This window comes from Pseudomonas sp. HP_14 (assembly GCF_055283875.1).
Window position 1 is genome coordinate 88,418 of the sequence record NZ_JBTOQI010000022.1, and the last position, 17,931, is coordinate 106,348.

The window sequence follows — 17,931 nt, forward strand, 5'->3', positions numbered from 1 at the left end:
GCTATGAATTACAAATATTCGGTCGTGCTGAGCTGTGTCCTGGGCGCCTTCATGCCAATTGCAGAGGCTGACAATGGTCGTTTGATTGCGACGGGAGGTGCTTCCAGCATTGAGGGTGCAGCGGGTGGCGGGATTATTCCTTGGGCCGTGCTGACCGGTTATGGCGAACAGGGTGAGTGGGGCTCCAGCGTCTTTGCGACCCATGTCGACCTGCCGGATTACACGCTGGACGTAGCAGGCATGTCGGTCGCTTATGGCAACCGCGTGGAATTGTCTTACGCCCATCAGCGTTTTGACCTTGGGACGCTGCAAAAAGATCTGAGCTTGCCGGAAGATAACCTGACCCAGGACATCTTCGGTGTGAAGGTTCGGTTGTTCGGTGACCTGATCTACGACACCTTGCCGCAGGTGTCATTGGGCATTGAATACAAGAAGCAGAATGACTTCCTGATCCCCAGCCTCATTGGCGCCAAGCGTGATTCGGACGTCGAGGGTTACCTGACTGCCAGTCGTCTGTTCATGGGGGCGGCGTTTGGTTACAACCTGGTGGTTAACGGCGGTGTGCGTTACAGCCGCGCCAATGAAACCGGTTTGCTGGGCTTCGGCGGTGATCGTCGTGATACTCGCAGCGTGCTCAAGGAGGGGTCGGTCGCTGTGCTGTTCAATCCGCGCTGGGCTGTTGGTGTTGAGTATCGTGAGAAACCGGACAACCTTTCTTTTGCCGGTGAGAGCGATTGGGCTGATTTGTTTGTGGGCTATTTCCCTAACAAGCATCTCTCCGTGGTGCTGGCTTACGCCAAGCTAGGAGAAATCGCTACGCTTGAAAACCAGAACGGGGCCTATCTGTCCATTCAGGGGAGTTTCTGATCATGCGCCTGCTGAGCTGGTTTCTGTTTGCATTGCTGGTCGGTTGTGCTCAACAACCGCCCAAGGATGACAGCCTTTATCAAGCGCTTGGGCAACGCGCCGGCATTCAGCGCATTGTCGAAGGCTTGCTCATCACTTCGGTAAAAGATGAGCGTATCGGCGAGCACTTCAAGAAGATCGATATCGTGCGACTGCGTGACAAGCTGGTTGAGCAGTTGTGTGTCGAAGCGGGTGGCCCGTGTAAATACACCGGTGACACCATGGCCGAATCCCACAAGGGTCAGAACCTGACACGCAGTGATTTCAACGCACTGGTTGAAAACCTGATCGACGCCATGGATGCCGAAGGTATCTCAGTACCCAACCAGAATCGTTTGATCGCCCGGCTTGCGCCGATGCGCGGTGACGTGATCGAGAAGTAAATCGACGCAAAACTCTAAAGGGGATGATACCTGTGGGAGCAAGCTCTGCTCCCACACAAAAAAGGCGGCCATTTTTCGATGGCCGCCTTTTTCATTGCATCAACGAAACATCAATCCGGCAGTTTGAACGCCATCACGTAGTCGCCTTGCTTGGTGCCCAGCGAACCGTGACCGCCTGCAACGACCAGCACGTATTGCTTGCCGTCCTTGCCGGTGTAGGTCATCGGTGTGGTTTGCGCGCCTGCTGGCAGGCGGCCTTCCCACAATTGCTTGCCGTTACGAACGTCGTAAGCACGCAGGTATTGGTCCAGAGTACCGCTGAGGAACGCTACGCCACCGGCAGTGGTAAACGTGCCGCCCAGGCTTGGAACACCCATGGACAGTGGAATCGGGACCGGCGAGCTGTCACGCACGGTGCCGTTCTTGTGCTTCCAGATAGTCTGATGGTTGGTCAGATCAACTGCGGCCACGTAACCCCAGGCCGGTGCCTGGCAAGGCAGGCCCATCGGCGACAGCAGCGCTTCAAGGATTACGCCATATGGCGCACCTTTGTTCGGCTGTACGCCTTCGGTTTCGCTCTTGCGACCAGGGCCGCCTTCGACTTCTGCCGCGGGTACTAGCTTGGAGCGGAATGCCATGTAGCTTGGATTGACGAACGCGATCTGACGGACCGGATCAACCGAAATACCGCCCCAGTCGAACACGCCGAAGTTACCTGGATAGACGATCGAACCTTGCAGCGATGGCGGCGTGAACGGGCCGTCGTAGCGCAGCGATTTGAAGTCGATCCGGCACAGCGCCTGATCAAATGGTGTCACACCCCACATGTCGCGTTCTTTCAACGGCGGCGGCATGAAGTTCAGGTCGGACTTGGGCTGGGTTGGCGAGGTGCGATCACCCGCTACTGCGCCTTGCGGAACCGGTACTTCATTGATCGGGATGATCGGCTGACCATTGCTGCGGTCCAGCACGTAGATGCTGCCCTGCTTGGTCGATACCAGTACCGCTGGCTTGATGCCGTCGGCGGTTTTCATGTCCATGAGGGTCGGCTGACCGCCCACGTCCATGTCCCACAGGTCATGGTGAGTCAGTTGCATGTTCCAGCGGACTTTACCGGAAGCGATGTCCAGGGCCACGATACTGGCGCTGTACTTCTCTGACTCGTCAGTACGGTCGCCGCCCCACTGATCCGGAGTCTGGTTGCCCATCGGCAGGTAGAGCATGCCGAGTTTTTCGTCGACGGCGAACATCGACCACATGTTGGGCGAGTTGCGAGTGTAGGACTGACCTTCTGCAAGCGGCGTCGTATCGTCCGGGTTGCCGCTGTCCCAGTTCCAGACCAGACGGCCCGTATGAACGTCGAACGCGCGGATCACGCCTGAAGGCTCATCAACCGAAACGTTATCGGTGACGTGGCCGCCAATCACCACCAGGTCCTTGGTCACGGCAGGTGGCGAGGTGGAGTAGTAACCGCCCGGGGCGAAAGTACCGATGTTGGCACTCAGGTCGATGGCGCCTTTGTTGCCGAAGTCTTCACAGACTTTGCCGGTGTCGGCGTTCAGTGCGATCAGGCGAGTGTCGGCCGTTGGCAGGAAAATACGACGTGGGCAGGCATTGGCCGTTGCCGGTGCAGCAGGTGTGGCCGGGCTTTGCGCCGGTGCAGCTGCATAAGCGGCGTCATCGTGGTACGACACGCCACGGCAGGTCATGTGCGCCCAGCCTTTGAAGTTGGCGGCGTTCTGGGTGCTGATCTTCGGATCATAGCGCCAGATTTCCTTGCCGGTGTCCGGATCAAGGGCAATCACCTGGCTGTGCGGTGTACACACGTAAAGCATGCCGTTGACCTTTAGCGGCGTGTTCTCGGCAGTGGTTTCACCCGGATCGTTCGGCCCCGGAATATCGCCCGTGCGATAGGTCCAGGCCGGAACCAGTTTGCTGGCGTTTTCCGGGGTGATCTGCGCCAGTGGCGAGTAGCGGTCACCGAAACCGGTGCGCCCGTAGGACTGCCAGTCGCCATCAGGCATGGCTGGCGCGGCACTGGTGGTGCCCGCAGTGTCACGGTCCAGTTGACCCTTGATTTCACCGGGGTTGGTGAACTGGCTGGCCAGCGCAGTGAGGCCTGCCAGCACTACGGCGACGGTCAGTGCGCCGGTGCCTTTACCGCCAGGCTCGCCACGCAGGACGGGGCGGCGGAACCATGGCAGCAACATGACGATGCCCAAGGCAAACCACAACGCCAGACGTGGCACCAGTTGCCACCAGTCCAGACCCACTTCCCACAATGCCCAGACGGTGCTGGCGAACAGGATCAGTGCGTACAAGCCGAATGCCGCACGGCGTCCGGTGATGAGCAGAATGCCCGTCACCGCGAAGCCAATGCCTGCCAGCAAGTAATACAGCGAACCGCCCAGTTGCAGCAGTTTGACGCCCAGGCCTAGCAGGATCAGGCCCATCAGCAGTATCACCAGCCCGAGCAATGTCGGTAGCAGGCGATTTTTACTCAAAGCACCGTCAGTGCTCATAGTGTGAATCTCCAAGGACAGATTTAAGTGATGAAGCTTTGTTATTCGCGCAGAATTCGCTGAGGAATTGCCTGCAATACTTTGAAACTAGTTGTTGATACGAACTAATGACAGCAGAAATCAGCCGTCGGTCAGAACGATGACTGAATTTTTAGCCCCGCCACCAACGCATCGTCCACCTTGTCCACGCCACCGGGATGGCGAACGAACTGCAGATTCGGGCGCACCGTCAGCCAATTTGTCAGGTGCACGCCGTAATACAGCTCTGCGTTGTATTCGGTGTCCTGCAGGGGTGTGAATGCCGGATCGTTGTAGTCGAAAACAGTGGCCGCCTGATTACGTGCGGCGGCATTTTTGCGGTAGGCAGGGTTGACGTGGATGCGCGAGACGGCGAGGCCGATATCATCTTTGGGACGAGCGTCGAACGGACCTTTATAAAACGCGCCGACGGCGACGTAGTTGTCGACCATGTTGGTCTTCTTGTCGTGCATCGTGCCATTGGCGAACACGCTCAAGCCGCGGCTTTGATCGCCGTCCCTGCTGGTCACCTGCTGCAGCAGGTTCAACCACATGCCGTGTTTACTCGAAGCACTGCGATAAGTGCCGTCGGTGAGCGCTGCCGATTGGCCATTGCTGCTCTTGTAAACGTCCTGGCTGTCCGCGGTGCTGTAGTAATAACCGGCGCGATATTCCCCAGGCAGACTGTTCACCTTTGGCGACCAGACCAGTTCTACCGGTAAGACGGCGCCTTGGGTGCCGCTGCCGCTGAGCTTGAAGCCGTTATCGTTTTCCAGATTTGACGGGTTCTGCTCAAACGCGCCGATCTGGGCGAAGAACTCGGGCGTGACCTGATATTTGATGCGCATCGCCCATTGGCTGACCGGCCAGTTGTAAACGGTGCCGCCGTCCCAGTTACCGACCTGAGAGCCGCACAGTGAAAGGTTCTGGAAGTCACAGGGGAAACTGCCGAAGTCTTCGCCCTGATTGAATCGGCCCAGCTTGATACTCAAGGCCTGATCAAAGAATTTTTGCTGATACCACAGCTGCGTCAGGCGGGTAACGCTGCCACGCCCCCAGACTTCCTGAGACGAAGACAGTGTGCCAGTGCGCGGGTCGCTGACCCGGTCGTTGCTGATGTTATCACCGTTGCGGTTGGTCACGGTCAGTTGAAACTCTGCACCGTGCCAGCCAAGAATCTTCTGCAGATCGAGGTGAGCGCCGAGGGCGTATTGATCGCTGTAGCGCACTGCGTTGTCGTGGCTGTAACCACCGTGCAGGTTGGAGCCCATTTCGGCGGTGTAGTCGAGTTTGAAGTCGTAGCCTTGTTGCGACAGCTCGGCGCGTTTACCGCCCCAGTCGCCCAGCATCCATGGCGAATCACGGTCAAATGCCGGGGCGGCTTGAACACAGCTGGCAAGGCCTGCAGCGGCGAGCCCACAGAGCCCGGCAGTAAAGCGTCGGCGTGAAGGGAAGGGCAGGGCAATAGCCAAAAAACGTCTCGGGTCGGCAGACATAGGTATCGTTCTTTTGAGTTATTTGAAAAAAAGGCGTGCGGCGCTATGCCGCGGCTTCGCAACGTATTAAGAGGTTGCAAAATCGGTTCAGCTGGCAGGTTGTAATGATAGGGGGCTATCGAGTTTGTAAAAAGCAACAAAACTGACATGGATCATTGCGGGGATTGCAACAGTGGGGAAGGGCAATCTGTTGGAGCGAGGGGCGCGAAAAACCGTCACGCGGTGTCTCGTTACTATCGATGTATTGCCTTCGCGGGCAAGCCTCGCTCCAACAGGTTTTACACCACCCTGTAGGAGCTGCCGAAGGCTGCGAAAGCGGTGTGTCAGACAGAATGCGATCGCAGCCTCCGGCAGCTCCTACAAGGCGATCGACGCAGATTTTTACCGCCCGCACATTGCGCGCGGGCGGCTTTGGATCTAATCAGAACGTCGTTCGTAACCCCACTTCAACACTGCGCCCCGGCGCCGGGGCGATGTCGCGCAGGATCGAGCTGGCGTAGCGCACGGTCTGGTTGGTCAGGTTCTCGCCGTTGACGAAAGCCAGCCACTGGCTGCCACCCAGATCAAACTTGTACCCCGCGCTGGCTCCCAGCGTCGTATAGCCATCTGTACCGCTCTCGTTATCCGGGACGCGACGCTGAGCGCTGGCGTGTTCCACATCGATCCGGGCCTGCCATTTGTCCAGTTCCCACAACAGGCCGCTGTTCAAACGCAGCGGCGCTATACGAGGTAACGCTTCGCCAGTGTCGAGGTTCTTCGCTCGGGTGTAATCGCCGGAAAGCTCCAGTGCCAGGCTACCGTACTGGCTTTGCCCCAGCTTCCAGTGATCTTGTGCCTCAACGCCACTGAACCGCGCCCGAACGCCCGAGTAGTTATATTCGGGGATGCCATCTGCGTCTTCTTCGCCGTCGTCATCCAGCGTGCGACCTGTGCCCAGTAAACCAATGTAATTGGAGAAGTGGCTGTAAAACACACCAACGCTGCCTTTGTGTGTGCCATTGTCAAAGCGTAAGGCCAGATCGCTGGATACCGCTTTTTCTTTGGACAGACCTGCATCGCCGCGCTCGTAAGTGCCGGTCGCGACGTGTGCGCCGTTGGCGTATAGCTCATAAAAGGTCGGTGCGCGTTCGGTATAACCCAGGGTTGCGGCCAGCGACCAGATCGGGGTCAAGGTGTAGACAGCACCCGACGACAGGCTTCCAGCGGTGAAGCTGCTGGAGTTTTCTGCGTTGGCGAAGCGCTCGTTGCCTTTGGCGTCCGGGTCGACGGTGGTGTGTTCGATGCGACCGCCCAGGCTCAACTTCAGCCGCTCGGTGGCTTGCAGCTCTTCGAGGATGAACAGCGCGCCCGCGTCAGTATCCGTCTGCGGCACGAACGCTTCTTCGCCCAGCGCAGAGAATTCGCCACGGGTAACTTGCGCGCCGACCACGCCTTCAAGCGGGCCAATCGGTTGATGACGCGCTTCAACGCGGGCCTCATAGCCCTTGTTCTTGAACGTGGTGCCGACTTCACCGCCTTCGATCTCACTGTGCTCGTATTCGGTATAACCCGCGTCAACTTTCACTGAACTGAAGGGACCCGACAGGTTGCGGATTTCCGAAGCAAACGCATAGTGCTGTTGCTCCATGCGGATGCGTACGTCTTGTTCGGCAGGCGATCCGTAGTTGGAGTCATAGTTGCTGTAGGACACACCCGCGTAGCCATCGTCCCAGGTATAGGAGCCGCCGACCGCGCCACCATCCTGTCGACCGTCGCTGTTGCTCAGGCGGTGTTTCTTGTCGTTACCTTCCTCGGCTGCGCGTTGCTCGCTGGTACGGGCGTAGCCAGGGATGCGCAGGTCGTTGAACTCGCGGGCATTGGCGTCGATGTGCAAAGCGAACTGGCCATTACCGGCTTCAAGTTTTCCCGCGCTGCTTCGCGTTGTGTCCGCGCCGCCGTAACGCAGTTCTCCTGCGCCGTGGATACCTTCAATGGCTTCGGTCGGGATACGGTTGTCGAAGGTGTTGACCACTCCACCGATGGCATTGCCGCCATACAGCAACGCTGCCGGGCCACGAACGATCTCGATGCGTTCGACGTTCACCGGGTCCAGTGGGACGGCGTGGTCATAGGACAGCGAGGATGCGTCCAGTGCTCCCACGCCGTTGCGCAGGATGCGAATCCGGTCGCCATCCAGGCCGCGAATGATCGGCCGACTGGCTCCCGGCCCGAAATAGGAAGACGAAACTCCCGGCTGCTTGTTGAGCGTCTCACCCAGGCTGCCTTTTTGCTGCAAAGTCAAATCGTCGCCTTCAAGTACCGTTGCCGGGGATGCCAATTGGTCGCTGCCCAGCGGATTCGCGGTAATGACCTGCGGCTGCAGATCAACAGTGTTGGCGGCGTGGGCAGGAGAGACGAACAGCATGGCAGCTGCCAGTGGCGTGAGGTGCCAGAGCAAGAAATTGGAGGGACGAGACATGCGGAGTTCCTTGAGCCGAGCGCGTTCTGAGGCGCCCTGCAAAGCGTTGATATCAAGTTGAGATGGATAACTGTTGTTACAATATAACATCTCTTTATCGGCTGAAAGAGGAACTTTTCGGAAACGTCCTACGCTCTCGGTAGGCGGAAGCTGACTGCCGATACAAAGACTTCGCACGCTAAGCTCTTCCCGCTGTCTGAAGGCTCGGCTAAGGTGCGCAGCTTCCGGGAAGTGCCCCTATCCATTCAGCATGAAGGTTTCGCATGACTACACCCCACTCCAACCCTTTGCACGGTGTAACGCTGGAACAGATCCTTAACGCTCTGGTTGAGCATTACGAGTGGTCAGGCCTGGCTGAACGCATTGATATTCGCTGCTTCAAGAGCGATCCAAGCATCAAGTCCAGCCTGACGTTTCTGCGCAAGACGCCTTGGGCCAGGGAGAAGGTCGAGGCGTTGTACGTGAAGTTGCACCGCAGTAAAGGCTGGTAATTTCGCCCGGTTCGAAGGCTGGGTTTCAAGGAACAGTGATGTACTTCCAATACATGAAAAGTGCGCATGGACAGCGCTGTTACACGATGATTGCCGCGTGCCTGGGCTGGTCAGGGCTGGCCATTCAGCTTTACCTCATTTTCATCGCGCGTTGGGCCGATGACGCGAGCCTTATAGGTGGGCTGGTAAGGTTTTTCAGCTTCTTTACGGTGTGGAGTAACACGCTGGTGGCGGTGGTGCTGACCAGCGCACTCACGGGCAGACGTTCGCCAGCGCATCGCTTCTTCCAGCACCCCGTGGTGTGCAGCGGTATTGCCGCCAGTATCGTTCTGGTCGGTCTGGCCTATAACGTGCTGCTGCGTCACCTCTGGCAGCCGGAAGGCTGGCAATGGATCGCCGACGAACTGCTTCACGATGTCATGCCGCTGGCGTTTCTGCTGTATTGGTGGCTGTACGTACCGAAGGGAATGTTGCGGATCGAGCATGTGCTGCTGTGGATTCTCTACCCTGTCATCTATTTCTCTTACGTGCTGCTGCGCGGCAGTTCCATTGGCGACTACATGTACCCGTTTATCAATGTCGGCAACATCGGTTATGTGCAGGCGTTTACCAATGCGGGTGGGGTGCTGATCGGTTTTATCGTGATTGCGCTGGTGTTGCTTGGGGTGGATCGAGTGCGCGGCAAAGGCTGATTCTTTGGCTATTTGTACGAACGACGCTCATCGAGGCCTGGTTAGTTGAGTTGAAATGATAACCCTGTGGGAGCGGTGCTTGCCCGCGATAAGGTTTAGGTAATATCCGAACCTTGCAGAGCACTTATCGCGGGCAAGCACCGCTCCCACAGGAGAGGGCATTCCAATTTAAACCGTTGTGGATTATTTGATAAGAAATCAGCCCTCATCACTCCCGTCCAGTCGCCAGTAACCCGCAGCCTTGACGAACTCCTCTTCCAGTCCGAATTCGCCAAGTAATACCCGGCGCAGCTTGCGCGACAGCAGCGATTCAGTCGCAACCCAGGCGTAGAGTTTGCCCTCAGGCATTTCCAGGCGGCGGGTGACGTCCACCAGATCCTGTTCGCCACGCACGATCCAGATCACATCAACCTGCGCTTTGCTGTGAAAAACCTGCTGCTCAGCGGAATCCGCAACCTCTACTACAACCAGCGCGCTGCGATTGGCTGGCAGCTCTTCGAGGCGTCGGGCGATAGCAGGCAGGGCGGTTTCGTCGCCGATCAGCAGATAGCTGTCGAATATATCCGGCACGATCATCGAACCGCGTGGCCCGGCGATGTTCAGAAACTGACCCGGTTCAGCCTGTGCTGCCCAGGTCGCTGCCGGGCCGTCGCCGTGCAACACGAAATCAATATCCAGCTCGCCGCTCAGCGCATCGTAACGACGTGGCGTGTAGTCGCGCATGACCGGCTTTGGTCCGTCGCTGGGTGAGCCCGGTACAAAGTTATCCAGCGCGGCTTGTTCTTCAGGCGTGGTAGCGAAAATCAGTTTTACGTGGTCATCGGTGCCCAGACTGATGAAGCCGGTCAGGTCCGGACCACGCAGGGTAATCCGGCGCATTTTGGGTGTGATATCGGTTACACGCAGCACTTCCAGCTTGCGGCGTTTGATCTCATGGCTGACACGGTGGATGGATTGCTGTGAATTCATACCGGCTTCTCCGAGTTGACGTAGGGGCCATCGACGATGGCTTTGGCGGTGTTATTGAGCAGATCCCGAACCCGCAGGATTTCTTCCGGGCTCCAGCGACCGTGGTGCAATTGCAAGGCGTGACGCAGGTTGTGCACGGCTTCATGGATTTCAGCGGGGCGGTCGTGGCCGCGCAGTGATCGCTTACTGACGTCGATCCGCATGCGCACGCCATCCAGCGCGATTTTCTGCTCAGCCAGTGAAGCCCGACCGGCGTCGGTGACGGCGTAATGTTTCTTGCCACCCTGAGCATCACCTTCAATCAATTCGCTTTCTTCAAGGAAGGTCAGGGTCGGATAAATCACCCCTGGGCTGGGGCTGTAGGCGCCATCGAACATGCCTTCGATCTGGCGGATCAGGTCGTAGCCATGGCAAGGCTGCTCGGCGATCAACGCCAGCAGCAGCAATTTCAGGTCGCCAGGTGCGAACACCCGGGGCCCGCGTCCGCCGCGTTCACGGCCTGGGCGCTTCTCAAAACCGTCCCGTCCATCGCCATGCTGGCGATGAGATGGACGGTGGTCGTTGTCGTGAGGGTCATCACGCATTTCTTCATCTCCTGTTACACGTTAGATATACCTTAAGATATATCTTTACGATTGCGCAAGGGATAAAGACGAACGGTTCTCGTTTGCTACTTGGCAGCCATGCTTAGGCACAGTCGTGCTGCAAACACGGACCCAAGGAGCGAGCTTGCTCGCGATGGAGGCCGCCTTGGCGATGAATTCATCGTCCAAGAGACCGAATCGCGAGCAAGCTCGCTCCTACAGGGGCTTTGTGAGGGCTGCGATAGAGGTTTTTTGAGCTACATGAGCCCTGTTTTACAGAGCGTATGCCCACCCGGCTCCAGATACGGATTCAGAATCGGCGCCATGCCCTTGAGGACCTGCACCGGCAGTGCCGAGGTGAACCGGAAACCCTCTGCGGCCCTGCCGGGTACGAAGGCCGTCAGAGTGCCGAAGTGGTTATCGCCCAGATAGAACACAAAAGTCGCCGTACGGTTGATCGCCCGCGAACTGAGGATGCGTCCGCCTGAGCCGATACTTTCGATGCGGTTGTCGCCGGTCCCGGTCTTGCCGCCCATTGCCAGGATGGAGCCATCCGGCAACTTGAAGCTGCCGTGTACCCGCTTGGCCGTGCCGCTGTCGACCACTTGTGACAGCGCTTCACGCATGGCCGCGGCGACCTCGGAAGGCAACACACGCTGGCCCAGTTCCGGATTGTTCGCCAGGCGTGTTTCGTAAGGTGTATCGGCAGCAAAATGCAGGCTGTCGATGCGCAGGGTTGGCAAGCGGATACCGTCGTTCTGAATAATGCCAATCAGCTCAGCCAGCGCCGCAGGCCGGTCGCCGGAGCTGCCAATGGCGGTGGCGAGTGAAGGCACCAGATGGTCGAACGGATAGCCCACGCGCTGCCAGCGTTGGTGAATATCGAGAAATGCCTCGACCTCCATCATGGTGCGAATCCGGCTGTCACGAGCGCTCTTGTGGCGACTCTTGAACAGCCAGCCATACACTTCCTGACGCTCATGGCGGCTGGCGGCAACGGCGTCCTTGAATTGCGCTTCCGGGTGCTGCAGCAAGTAACCCACCAACCACAGATCCAGCGGGTGAGCCTTGGCGATGTAGCCCTGATCCGGCAGGTTGTATTTGCCCGGCCCGTAGCTTTCATAGAGATCGGCCAAGCGTTTCTCGCTGAGCTTCGGCCCGACTTTTTCCTCGGCCATGTGCGCGCGAATAAACGTGTTGAAATTGGCCTGACTGGCGCCTGGCAGTAGATAACGGTGCACGGCCGCGAGCCTTATCGGCGTCGGGTTAATACCATCAAGGAAGGTGTCGAGCCGTTCCTGAGTGGTCTTGTCCTTGTAGCGTTTCCAGAAGCGCAGCATGAACACCGAGCCTTCCCGGTCAGCGAAGCGGCTCAGGTATTCCTGACGGCGTGGATCGTCGTCATCCTTGAGCAATTCTGCGCTGTTGTTCGGTCCCTGGTAGGTGCTGTAGCGCACGACGTCGCGCATCAGGCGGATGAACGGCAGGTTGATCGACTCACGCAACGATTCGCGCAACGTCGGCAGGCGGTTGTCGTCTTCCTTGCGAAAGTTATTGAAGTGATGCATGCCGCCGCCGGTGAAAAAGCTCTCCGCCGGGCTGGCCGAATAACGCCGGTCCAGAGCCGCCGAGAGCATCTTCGTCAGGTCGCGATCCTTGTTCTGCATCAGGTAATCCAGTGCCCAGCGTGTCAGGCGATCCTGATCGGCTACGGGCTCTCTTCCGAGTGCACTGAGACTCTGTGCCGCGTAACGGTCATGCAGCTCGGCAATGATTTCCAGGTAGGTGGTCAGCACCCGCAATTTGGCTGTAGAGCCCAGCTCAAGCTTGCTGCCTTCATTGATGTCGAACGGCTGATCGGTGCTGTCGGTCTGCACCCGAACTCTGGAACCGTCCGGGCCGCGTTCAAACAGGGTGAAGCTGTAACGAACCTGAGTGGTACTGGCGGGCGTCAGCAAGCGTTCGCCCAGCAGCCCGACCTGTGCAGCAAAGGCCGGGTCCGCCAGATCACGCAGGTACTGACTGACACTGTTCTGCAGCTCGCTTTGCAAGGTGCTGGTGGCCGACAGATCCAGTCGATCGAGATCGTACAGCGGGCGATTGAGCAGTGCCGACAGCCGACTGCGGGCAACGCTGATGCCCTTGTTGGTCTCGATGGGCTGAATAGTCGGTTGCTCCATCCAGTTGCGATAGCTCAGATCCGCTTTGAGTGCTGCGTTGGCCAGAGCGCTATTGATCACCTGATTCTGGGCCAGCAGACGAATGTGGCTGTCCGTCAACTCGGCCAGCTCGGCACGACCTTTGGCCAGATAGTGCGAGGGCCGACGTTGAGCGATAACCAGCGATAACACCTCACGTAAGGCCAGGCCGCGCGCGGCAAGACTTTGCGGGTCGCTGGCGCTGGAAGTGAGCACCTGATTGGTCTTGACGAAGTCCGCGCCGTACCAGACCCGTAAACCCTCCGCCATGCCATGCACTTCGCCATGCCCCGGCACTGCCGACAGCGGTACGCTGTTGAGGTAATCACGCACCACTCGTTGCCGTGCCTCAAGGGTCTGTTGCCCCGGTTGGTAGGCTCGCACACTGGCGGAAATCATCTGCCGAAGTTTTTCCGAACCCGACAACGTGAGGCCATCGGGGGAGTGCCGGTACTTCTCCAGTTGCGTCGCCAGCGTGCTACCTCCGGCAGATTGCCCCGGCAAACCGATCAGCTTCGACACCTGGGAAATCGCCGCCTTGGCAAACCGTGGCCAGTCCACTGCCGGGTTGGCCATGGGCTGCTGTGGATCAAGCAAATCCCGGTTTTCGATGAACAGCAGACTGTGCACCAAAAGGGGCGGGATCGCGGCGAAGGTCGGGTAGAACTGCTGTGGATAACGGAACTGGTAGAGGTCGATTCCGCGGCAGTCAGTGATCGACAGGCCCGCCTGAATCTTCTCCTCATACGGTACGAAGAAGCCACGCTTGCTGTAGTCGAGCAAATCCGGAGAAAACCTGACCTGTTCGGTAATCAGGTAGTCGCGCTTGAGCAGGCGCGGCAGGAACTCATTCAGCGAGGAGTAGCCCAGACGTTTGTCGAACGGTCCTTCGCCCGGATAGAGCACTGAATCGCTCGGGCCGGGATGCATCGAGTAGCTCAGCTTTGCCGCAAACCGACTGAACTCCAGTGCCTGCAACCGCGAGCTGCGTGACTCGATCACCATCGCGACGGCCAGCGCCGCAATCCCCATGAGCACTACTACCCAGAATACGCGCCACACGTAGCTTTTGCGGCGAGGGGCTTTCGGCATGGGGGCGCGGTCACTACGGTCCGCTGTAATCACCGTCTGTTTCGTATCTGCATGCCGTAAAACGCCCATTTCGATTGGCCCGGTTAAACCTGTTAATCGCACCTGACTCAAGCTTAGTCGCTGACCGGGATTGCGGGAAAAATTGTCCAGGGCTGAGGGCGCTTCCTGAGTAGCAACAGGCTGTGGATCAATCCCTGGCTTTGCTTGACTCAGGCCGCAGGTCCATCAGCGGCTCTTTCGGTTTATCGGCAAGGGGCTGGATTTGATAAACCCCTGTGGTGATGAATTTTTTTAGCATCATGGCGTGACTGTTCCTGGTCTTCCCTACAGGTTTAGCCCGTTAGTGAGGTGTTGTGTTGTGTTGTGTTGTAGGACTAATACCCTGGTCTTGCTGTTTAAATAGGATCTTTCTGATTTGATTGTTTAGTATTGACTCGCATATTAAACGCTGATTACGTCAGTTTTGTCAGTGGCATTACGCCCTGCAATAATCATATGTATTCATATTCAGGAAGTATCATGAAAAAGAACAGGAAGTTAGTTCGCAGTACACTCGCGTCCGCAGTTTTATTGGCGATCTCTTGTCACGTGTGGGCAAAGACTGGCTGTGAGGAGCCTATGGCCCCCCCGGCTATTACTGAAGAGCAGCATGAAGTTGTTGACGTCTCGGCGGTAGTCATCCCGGAAACACAAGTCTCGGTTGAGCCGGTGGCCTGTGATGAACCGACCGTGCCTACAGCCGTTGCTGAAGAACCGCATGAAGTTGTTGAGGTACCCACAGTTGCCATCCCGGAACCACAGGCTCCGGTTGAACCCGTTGACTGTGACGAACCGACGGCGGTTGCTGAGGAGCAGCACGAAGTCGTTGAAGTGCCGACGGTTGTCATTCCGGAACCACAAGCTCCGGCTGAACCCGCTGTGGTACCTGAGGTTGCGCAGGAAGTAGATGAGCCGATGTTCACAAAGTTATCTGACAAGCTTCATCAGATAACACAGACGCTGACCAATACAGCATCTGTGCATCATTACAGCTTTGTTTCGGTTCGGGGGCAGGACGTGATGCTGGGAACACCGGAGCTGAAAACCTTCAACAAAGTGTGGAAACTTGAGTATCAAGTCGACGGCCGGAAATGGGAGTTGAAGAGGCACACGACTCCTAACGCACATCGCGGGTTGAATCCGGGGTCGGTGGTTAATGTCCGGATCAGCGCGGTGGAGGGGGCGAAAGTTGAAAACGTACCTTATAAGATTGTGCTGGGTTCTTATCCGCATATGACCTATAACTTGCATCATGAGGCAGGTTTGCTGAGGTTTCCTCATAACTTCGAGAAGCCGGGATTCATTGCGACGCAAGCACTGGAGAAAGCGTTGCTTGATGTTAGATTCTGGGACTCAAAGTTTGCTCCATTGGAAGGTGGACTGTTGCAGCTCAATTTCGAGCACTTCGGTCCGGCGGTTCTTGACCCGATCACACTGATGTCCGGCATTGACGGGACGGCTTCGAAGCTACTTGAATTTGGGAAATGTGAGGGGGGAGAGTTGGCAAAAAACTTTACGCAGCAACAAGCAAAGGGAACGGCTACCTGGGCCTCTCGATACAGGAAGGGCGTCTATACCGGTGTTAACGTTTTACTTGAAAATCTGGCTGATAAACCCCACGACTATTTATTTGGGCATATTTGTAATCGTTTTATGATTGACTTTAGAAGTAAATAGGAGATTAAGCTGGCGCTCTATCGTTAGATAGAGCGCTGTTCAATTTTACGCCCTTATATCAATTTGTGAGGCTTCCTTGGTTTCTCCATTTAAGAAGACTTGCTTCATCCAGTCATCGTTACGCTCTTTTTTTATGAAGTTTATTTTTCCGTAGTCGATCGTTTCGTGAAAGTTAAGGAGGTCGAGATGATATTTTCCGCCGAATTTTTTCGTGTCATGATCAACAATTCGCATGATGGTTCTAGCACTGTCTTGCAAACTCTCTTTAAAGCTTCCACCTTCAGGCTGTTTAAATATGTTCATGGCCTCAGTCAAACGATCAACTTCCGCATCAGTTAGATTTCCTTTTGGGTCCAGAACCTTCACCTCGCCGTTAGGACCAAGTGTGTAGCTCCAGTTTTTTTGTGCGATGTCAGGGTCGAGATAGTGCAGTTCTTTCATAAAGCTGCTAATCATTGAATATTGCTCTTCAAGCTGCAGAAATGAAAGTTGATATTGCTGATTCAGGTATTCCTCTTTCGTCGTTGGCCTGGGACCGACTAGCCCCCGCTCTGCCTTGGAGAGTTCATCAACCTCAGACTTCCATGGTTCTTCCTGCTTGCTATAAAACTTCTTCGAATACTCCTCCGCAGCCGTCAGCATTCGTTCTTGTTTAGAGGCAGCCGCAGCAGTCTGCTGCTCAACCTTGGGTTGAGCAGGCATAGGGATTTTTAGTGGTGTTGAGGCGATTGCATTGATGTTCACGAGAATTCCCTCTCTTGGTTGGTTGTCTCCCTTTTCGTAACGGCCAGGTGTTGTAAAACTTGGCCTGATAACGTTGTGGGAAACTTCCGAGAGGGACTCTTATTGAGACGCTGTTCTCAAATAGCGACCGCATTAGCGGGTTTGGGTTTACCCAGGCGCTTATTAAAGTCGAGCCAGGCAGCCATCAACATCATCAGACCCAGACCGAGGATCGCGGTGCAGACTTGCATCGGCCAGGTGTCACCGGCCAACGCGTTGAGCATGTCAGCCATCGGTGCAAGCAATACGCCCAGGCAGAAAATTTCCAGCGAATAACGACCCATGCGGCAGGTTTGTCGTGCCGGCCAGCTTTGCACCCACGTATTGCGAGCGGGCAGCAGTTTGGCGACGCAATAGGCCAACGCCAGAAAGTGCAGTAGACGCATCGGCCCCAGATCAGTCTTGTTGATCGGATACAGCCCGTCGGCCACGAACTGCGGCATGAGCACGGGGTGCAATGCCGGAAATTTCCAGGAGAACGCCATGACCGCAGCGCCCACAAGGTATACGGCTGAAATCATGAACAGCGGTTGTTGTGTAAGCGGGCGTTGATCGACTTTGATCGCAGGCTTGGCTTCAGACGTCAGTGCGCAAGCGCCGCCAAGCACGAACAGCAATTGCCAGGCCACCGGGTTGAAGTACCAGACGCCGCCGCCTTCATAGGCGGAAATATTCCAGCCCTCCAGCGGCACCATCAAGTACAGCCCAATGGACAGCCCGACCGTCAGGGTCACATTGCGCAGCATCATCGGCAGGATCAACGGCAAGGCCAGCAACAGCAGGATGTACAGCGGCAACGGGTCGGTCAGGTTGGGCTTGAAGCGCAGCAGCAGTTGATCCGCCAATGCCTGTTGAGGGTCGGCGACAAAATGTTGCAGGCCCATTTCCTGAATCATGTCGCGGGTTTCGACGTAATGATTGGCAACGAAAACAATGCCCATCAACAGCGTCAGCAAGAAGATGTGAACAACGTAGAGCACCCAGGTACGGCGCAGGATCCTCACGGTTGAAACGACAAAGCCGTCACGTCGAGCGATACGTCCATAGGCAAGGATGGCGGCGTAACCCGCCAGAAAGACGAAAATTTCCGCAGCGTCACTGAAGCCGAAATTGCGTACGGTCAATTGGGCGAGGGGGTTGTCCGGCACGTGATCCCAAAAAATGAAGATCAACGCCAGGCCCCGGAAGAAGTCGATGCGCAGGTCGCGTCCGTTATTCATAACGGTAAGCTCTTTAATGTCGTAATGGATAAAGATCAGCCGCGAGGGCTCTAGGTTCCGCGCCGCCGGTCAATCAGGGTGTCCTGGCGGGTTCGGCGGCGCGGCAGGGTGGAGGATTTTCAGCGCAATTGCAAAGGTCGGCTAATTACAGGATGTCTCGATTGCCTGCGTTGCCTCTGGTGAGTCTCCGACCATTGGTCATACGCCATTCAGGAGGCTGTCCTTTACTAAAGGGGTCATCCAGCGGTGCTGTCGGTTGTCAGGGAAGCCAGTACATAAAGTGCAGCCAGGGACGATGCGCGCATGACACCTTATCTAATGAGGTTTTCACGTTATCTATTGATAGGCATCTTCAACACCTTCATTCATTGGGCGGTGTTTGTCGCGCTGTGCCTGGGGTGGC

The 17,931-nt window shown here is 56.7% G+C and carries 13 protein-coding genes; 5 read left to right on the forward strand and 8 right to left on the reverse strand.

What is annotated here, in order from left to right; genetic code table 11:
• Positions 1–3: 3 nt before the first annotated feature.
• Both ACYASS_RS15095 and ACYASS_RS15100 read left to right on the forward strand, forming a co-directional pair.
• On the forward strand, positions 4–867 hold the full coding sequence (locus tag ACYASS_RS15095; RefSeq protein WP_463586713.1) for a DUF3034 family protein: 864 nt from the start codon (positions 4–6) through the stop codon (positions 865–867).
• 2 nt (positions 868–869) lie between these two features.
• Positions 870–1,289, forward strand: a complete 420-nt coding sequence (locus ACYASS_RS15100) for a group I truncated hemoglobin (RefSeq protein WP_463586714.1) — start codon at positions 870–872, stop codon at positions 1,287–1,289.
• A gap of 110 nt (positions 1,290–1,399) precedes the next feature.
• Here ACYASS_RS15100 and ACYASS_RS15105 read toward each other — a convergent pair whose 3' ends face one another.
• From ACYASS_RS15105 to ACYASS_RS15115, 3 genes are all read right to left on the reverse strand, one after another.
• The gene (locus ACYASS_RS15105; protein ID WP_463586715.1) at positions 1,400–3,811 is read right to left on the reverse strand and encodes a glucose/quinate/shikimate family membrane-bound PQQ-dependent dehydrogenase; all 2,412 of its coding nucleotides are present in this window, start codon (positions 3,809–3,811) and stop codon (positions 1,400–1,402) included.
• Between the two features lie 131 nt (positions 3,812–3,942).
• Positions 3,943–5,325 carry a carbohydrate porin gene (locus ACYASS_RS15110; protein ID WP_463586716.1) on the reverse strand — a complete coding sequence of 461 codons (1,383 nt, stop codon included), beginning with the start codon at positions 5,323–5,325 and terminating at the stop codon, positions 3,943–3,945.
• Between the two features lie 421 nt (positions 5,326–5,746).
• Positions 5,747–7,783, reverse strand: coding sequence for a TonB-dependent receptor (locus ACYASS_RS15115; RefSeq protein ID WP_463586717.1), 2,037 nt, complete (start codon positions 7,781–7,783; stop codon positions 5,747–5,749).
• A 263-nt stretch (positions 7,784–8,046) separates the two neighbouring features.
• Here ACYASS_RS15115 and ACYASS_RS15120 point away from each other — a divergent pair, with 263 nt between their 5' ends.
• Together ACYASS_RS15120 and ACYASS_RS15125 are read left to right on the forward strand one after the other, a co-directional pair.
• Positions 8,047–8,274: a VF530 family protein gene (locus ACYASS_RS15120; RefSeq protein ID WP_087264664.1), complete on the forward strand. Its 228-nt coding sequence runs from the start codon at positions 8,047–8,049 to the stop codon at positions 8,272–8,274.
• Between the two features lie 38 nt (positions 8,275–8,312).
• A complete protein-coding gene (locus ACYASS_RS15125) occupies positions 8,313–8,966 on the forward strand; it encodes a Pr6Pr family membrane protein (protein ID WP_463586718.1) in 654 nt (217 codons plus the stop codon).
• Between the two features lie 198 nt (positions 8,967–9,164).
• Here the strand turns inward: ACYASS_RS15125 and ACYASS_RS15130 are convergent, their stop codons facing one another.
• The 3 genes from ACYASS_RS15130 to ACYASS_RS15140 all read right to left on the reverse strand — a co-directional run bounded on the left by ACYASS_RS15130 (position 9,165) and on the right by ACYASS_RS15140 (position 13,878).
• A complete protein-coding gene (locus ACYASS_RS15130; RefSeq protein ID WP_463586719.1) occupies positions 9,165–9,935 on the reverse strand; it encodes a siderophore-interacting protein in 771 nt (256 codons plus the stop codon).
• Positions 9,932–10,519 carry a PadR family transcriptional regulator gene (locus tag ACYASS_RS15135; RefSeq protein ID WP_463586720.1) on the reverse strand — a complete coding sequence of 196 codons (588 nt, stop codon included), beginning with the start codon at positions 10,517–10,519 and terminating at the stop codon, positions 9,932–9,934. The genes ACYASS_RS15130 and ACYASS_RS15135 overlap by 4 nt, the downstream gene beginning before the upstream one ends.
• Positions 10,520–10,776: 257 nt before the next feature.
• The gene (locus ACYASS_RS15140; RefSeq protein WP_463586721.1) at positions 10,777–13,878 is read right to left on the reverse strand and encodes a biosynthetic peptidoglycan transglycosylase; all 3,102 of its coding nucleotides are present in this window, start codon (positions 13,876–13,878) and stop codon (positions 10,777–10,779) included.
• A gap of 450 nt (positions 13,879–14,328) precedes the next feature.
• Between ACYASS_RS15140 and ACYASS_RS15145 the strand changes: the two genes are divergently transcribed.
• The gene (locus ACYASS_RS15145; protein ID WP_463586722.1) at positions 14,329–15,525 is read left to right on the forward strand and encodes a hypothetical protein; all 1,197 of its coding nucleotides are present in this window, start codon (positions 14,329–14,331) and stop codon (positions 15,523–15,525) included.
• Positions 15,526–15,570: 45 nt separating this feature from the next.
• On the opposite strand, the gene ACYASS_RS15150 is transcribed toward ACYASS_RS15145, so the two are convergent.
• Complete coding sequence (locus tag ACYASS_RS15150) at positions 15,571–16,269, reverse strand: hypothetical protein (RefSeq protein WP_463586723.1); 699 nt, start codon at positions 16,267–16,269, stop codon at positions 15,571–15,573.
• 116 nt (positions 16,270–16,385) lie between these two features.
• A complete protein-coding gene (locus tag ACYASS_RS15155) occupies positions 16,386–17,528 on the reverse strand; it encodes an OpgC domain-containing protein (protein WP_463586724.1) in 1,143 nt (380 codons plus the stop codon).
• Positions 17,529–17,931: the final 403 nt, after the last annotated feature.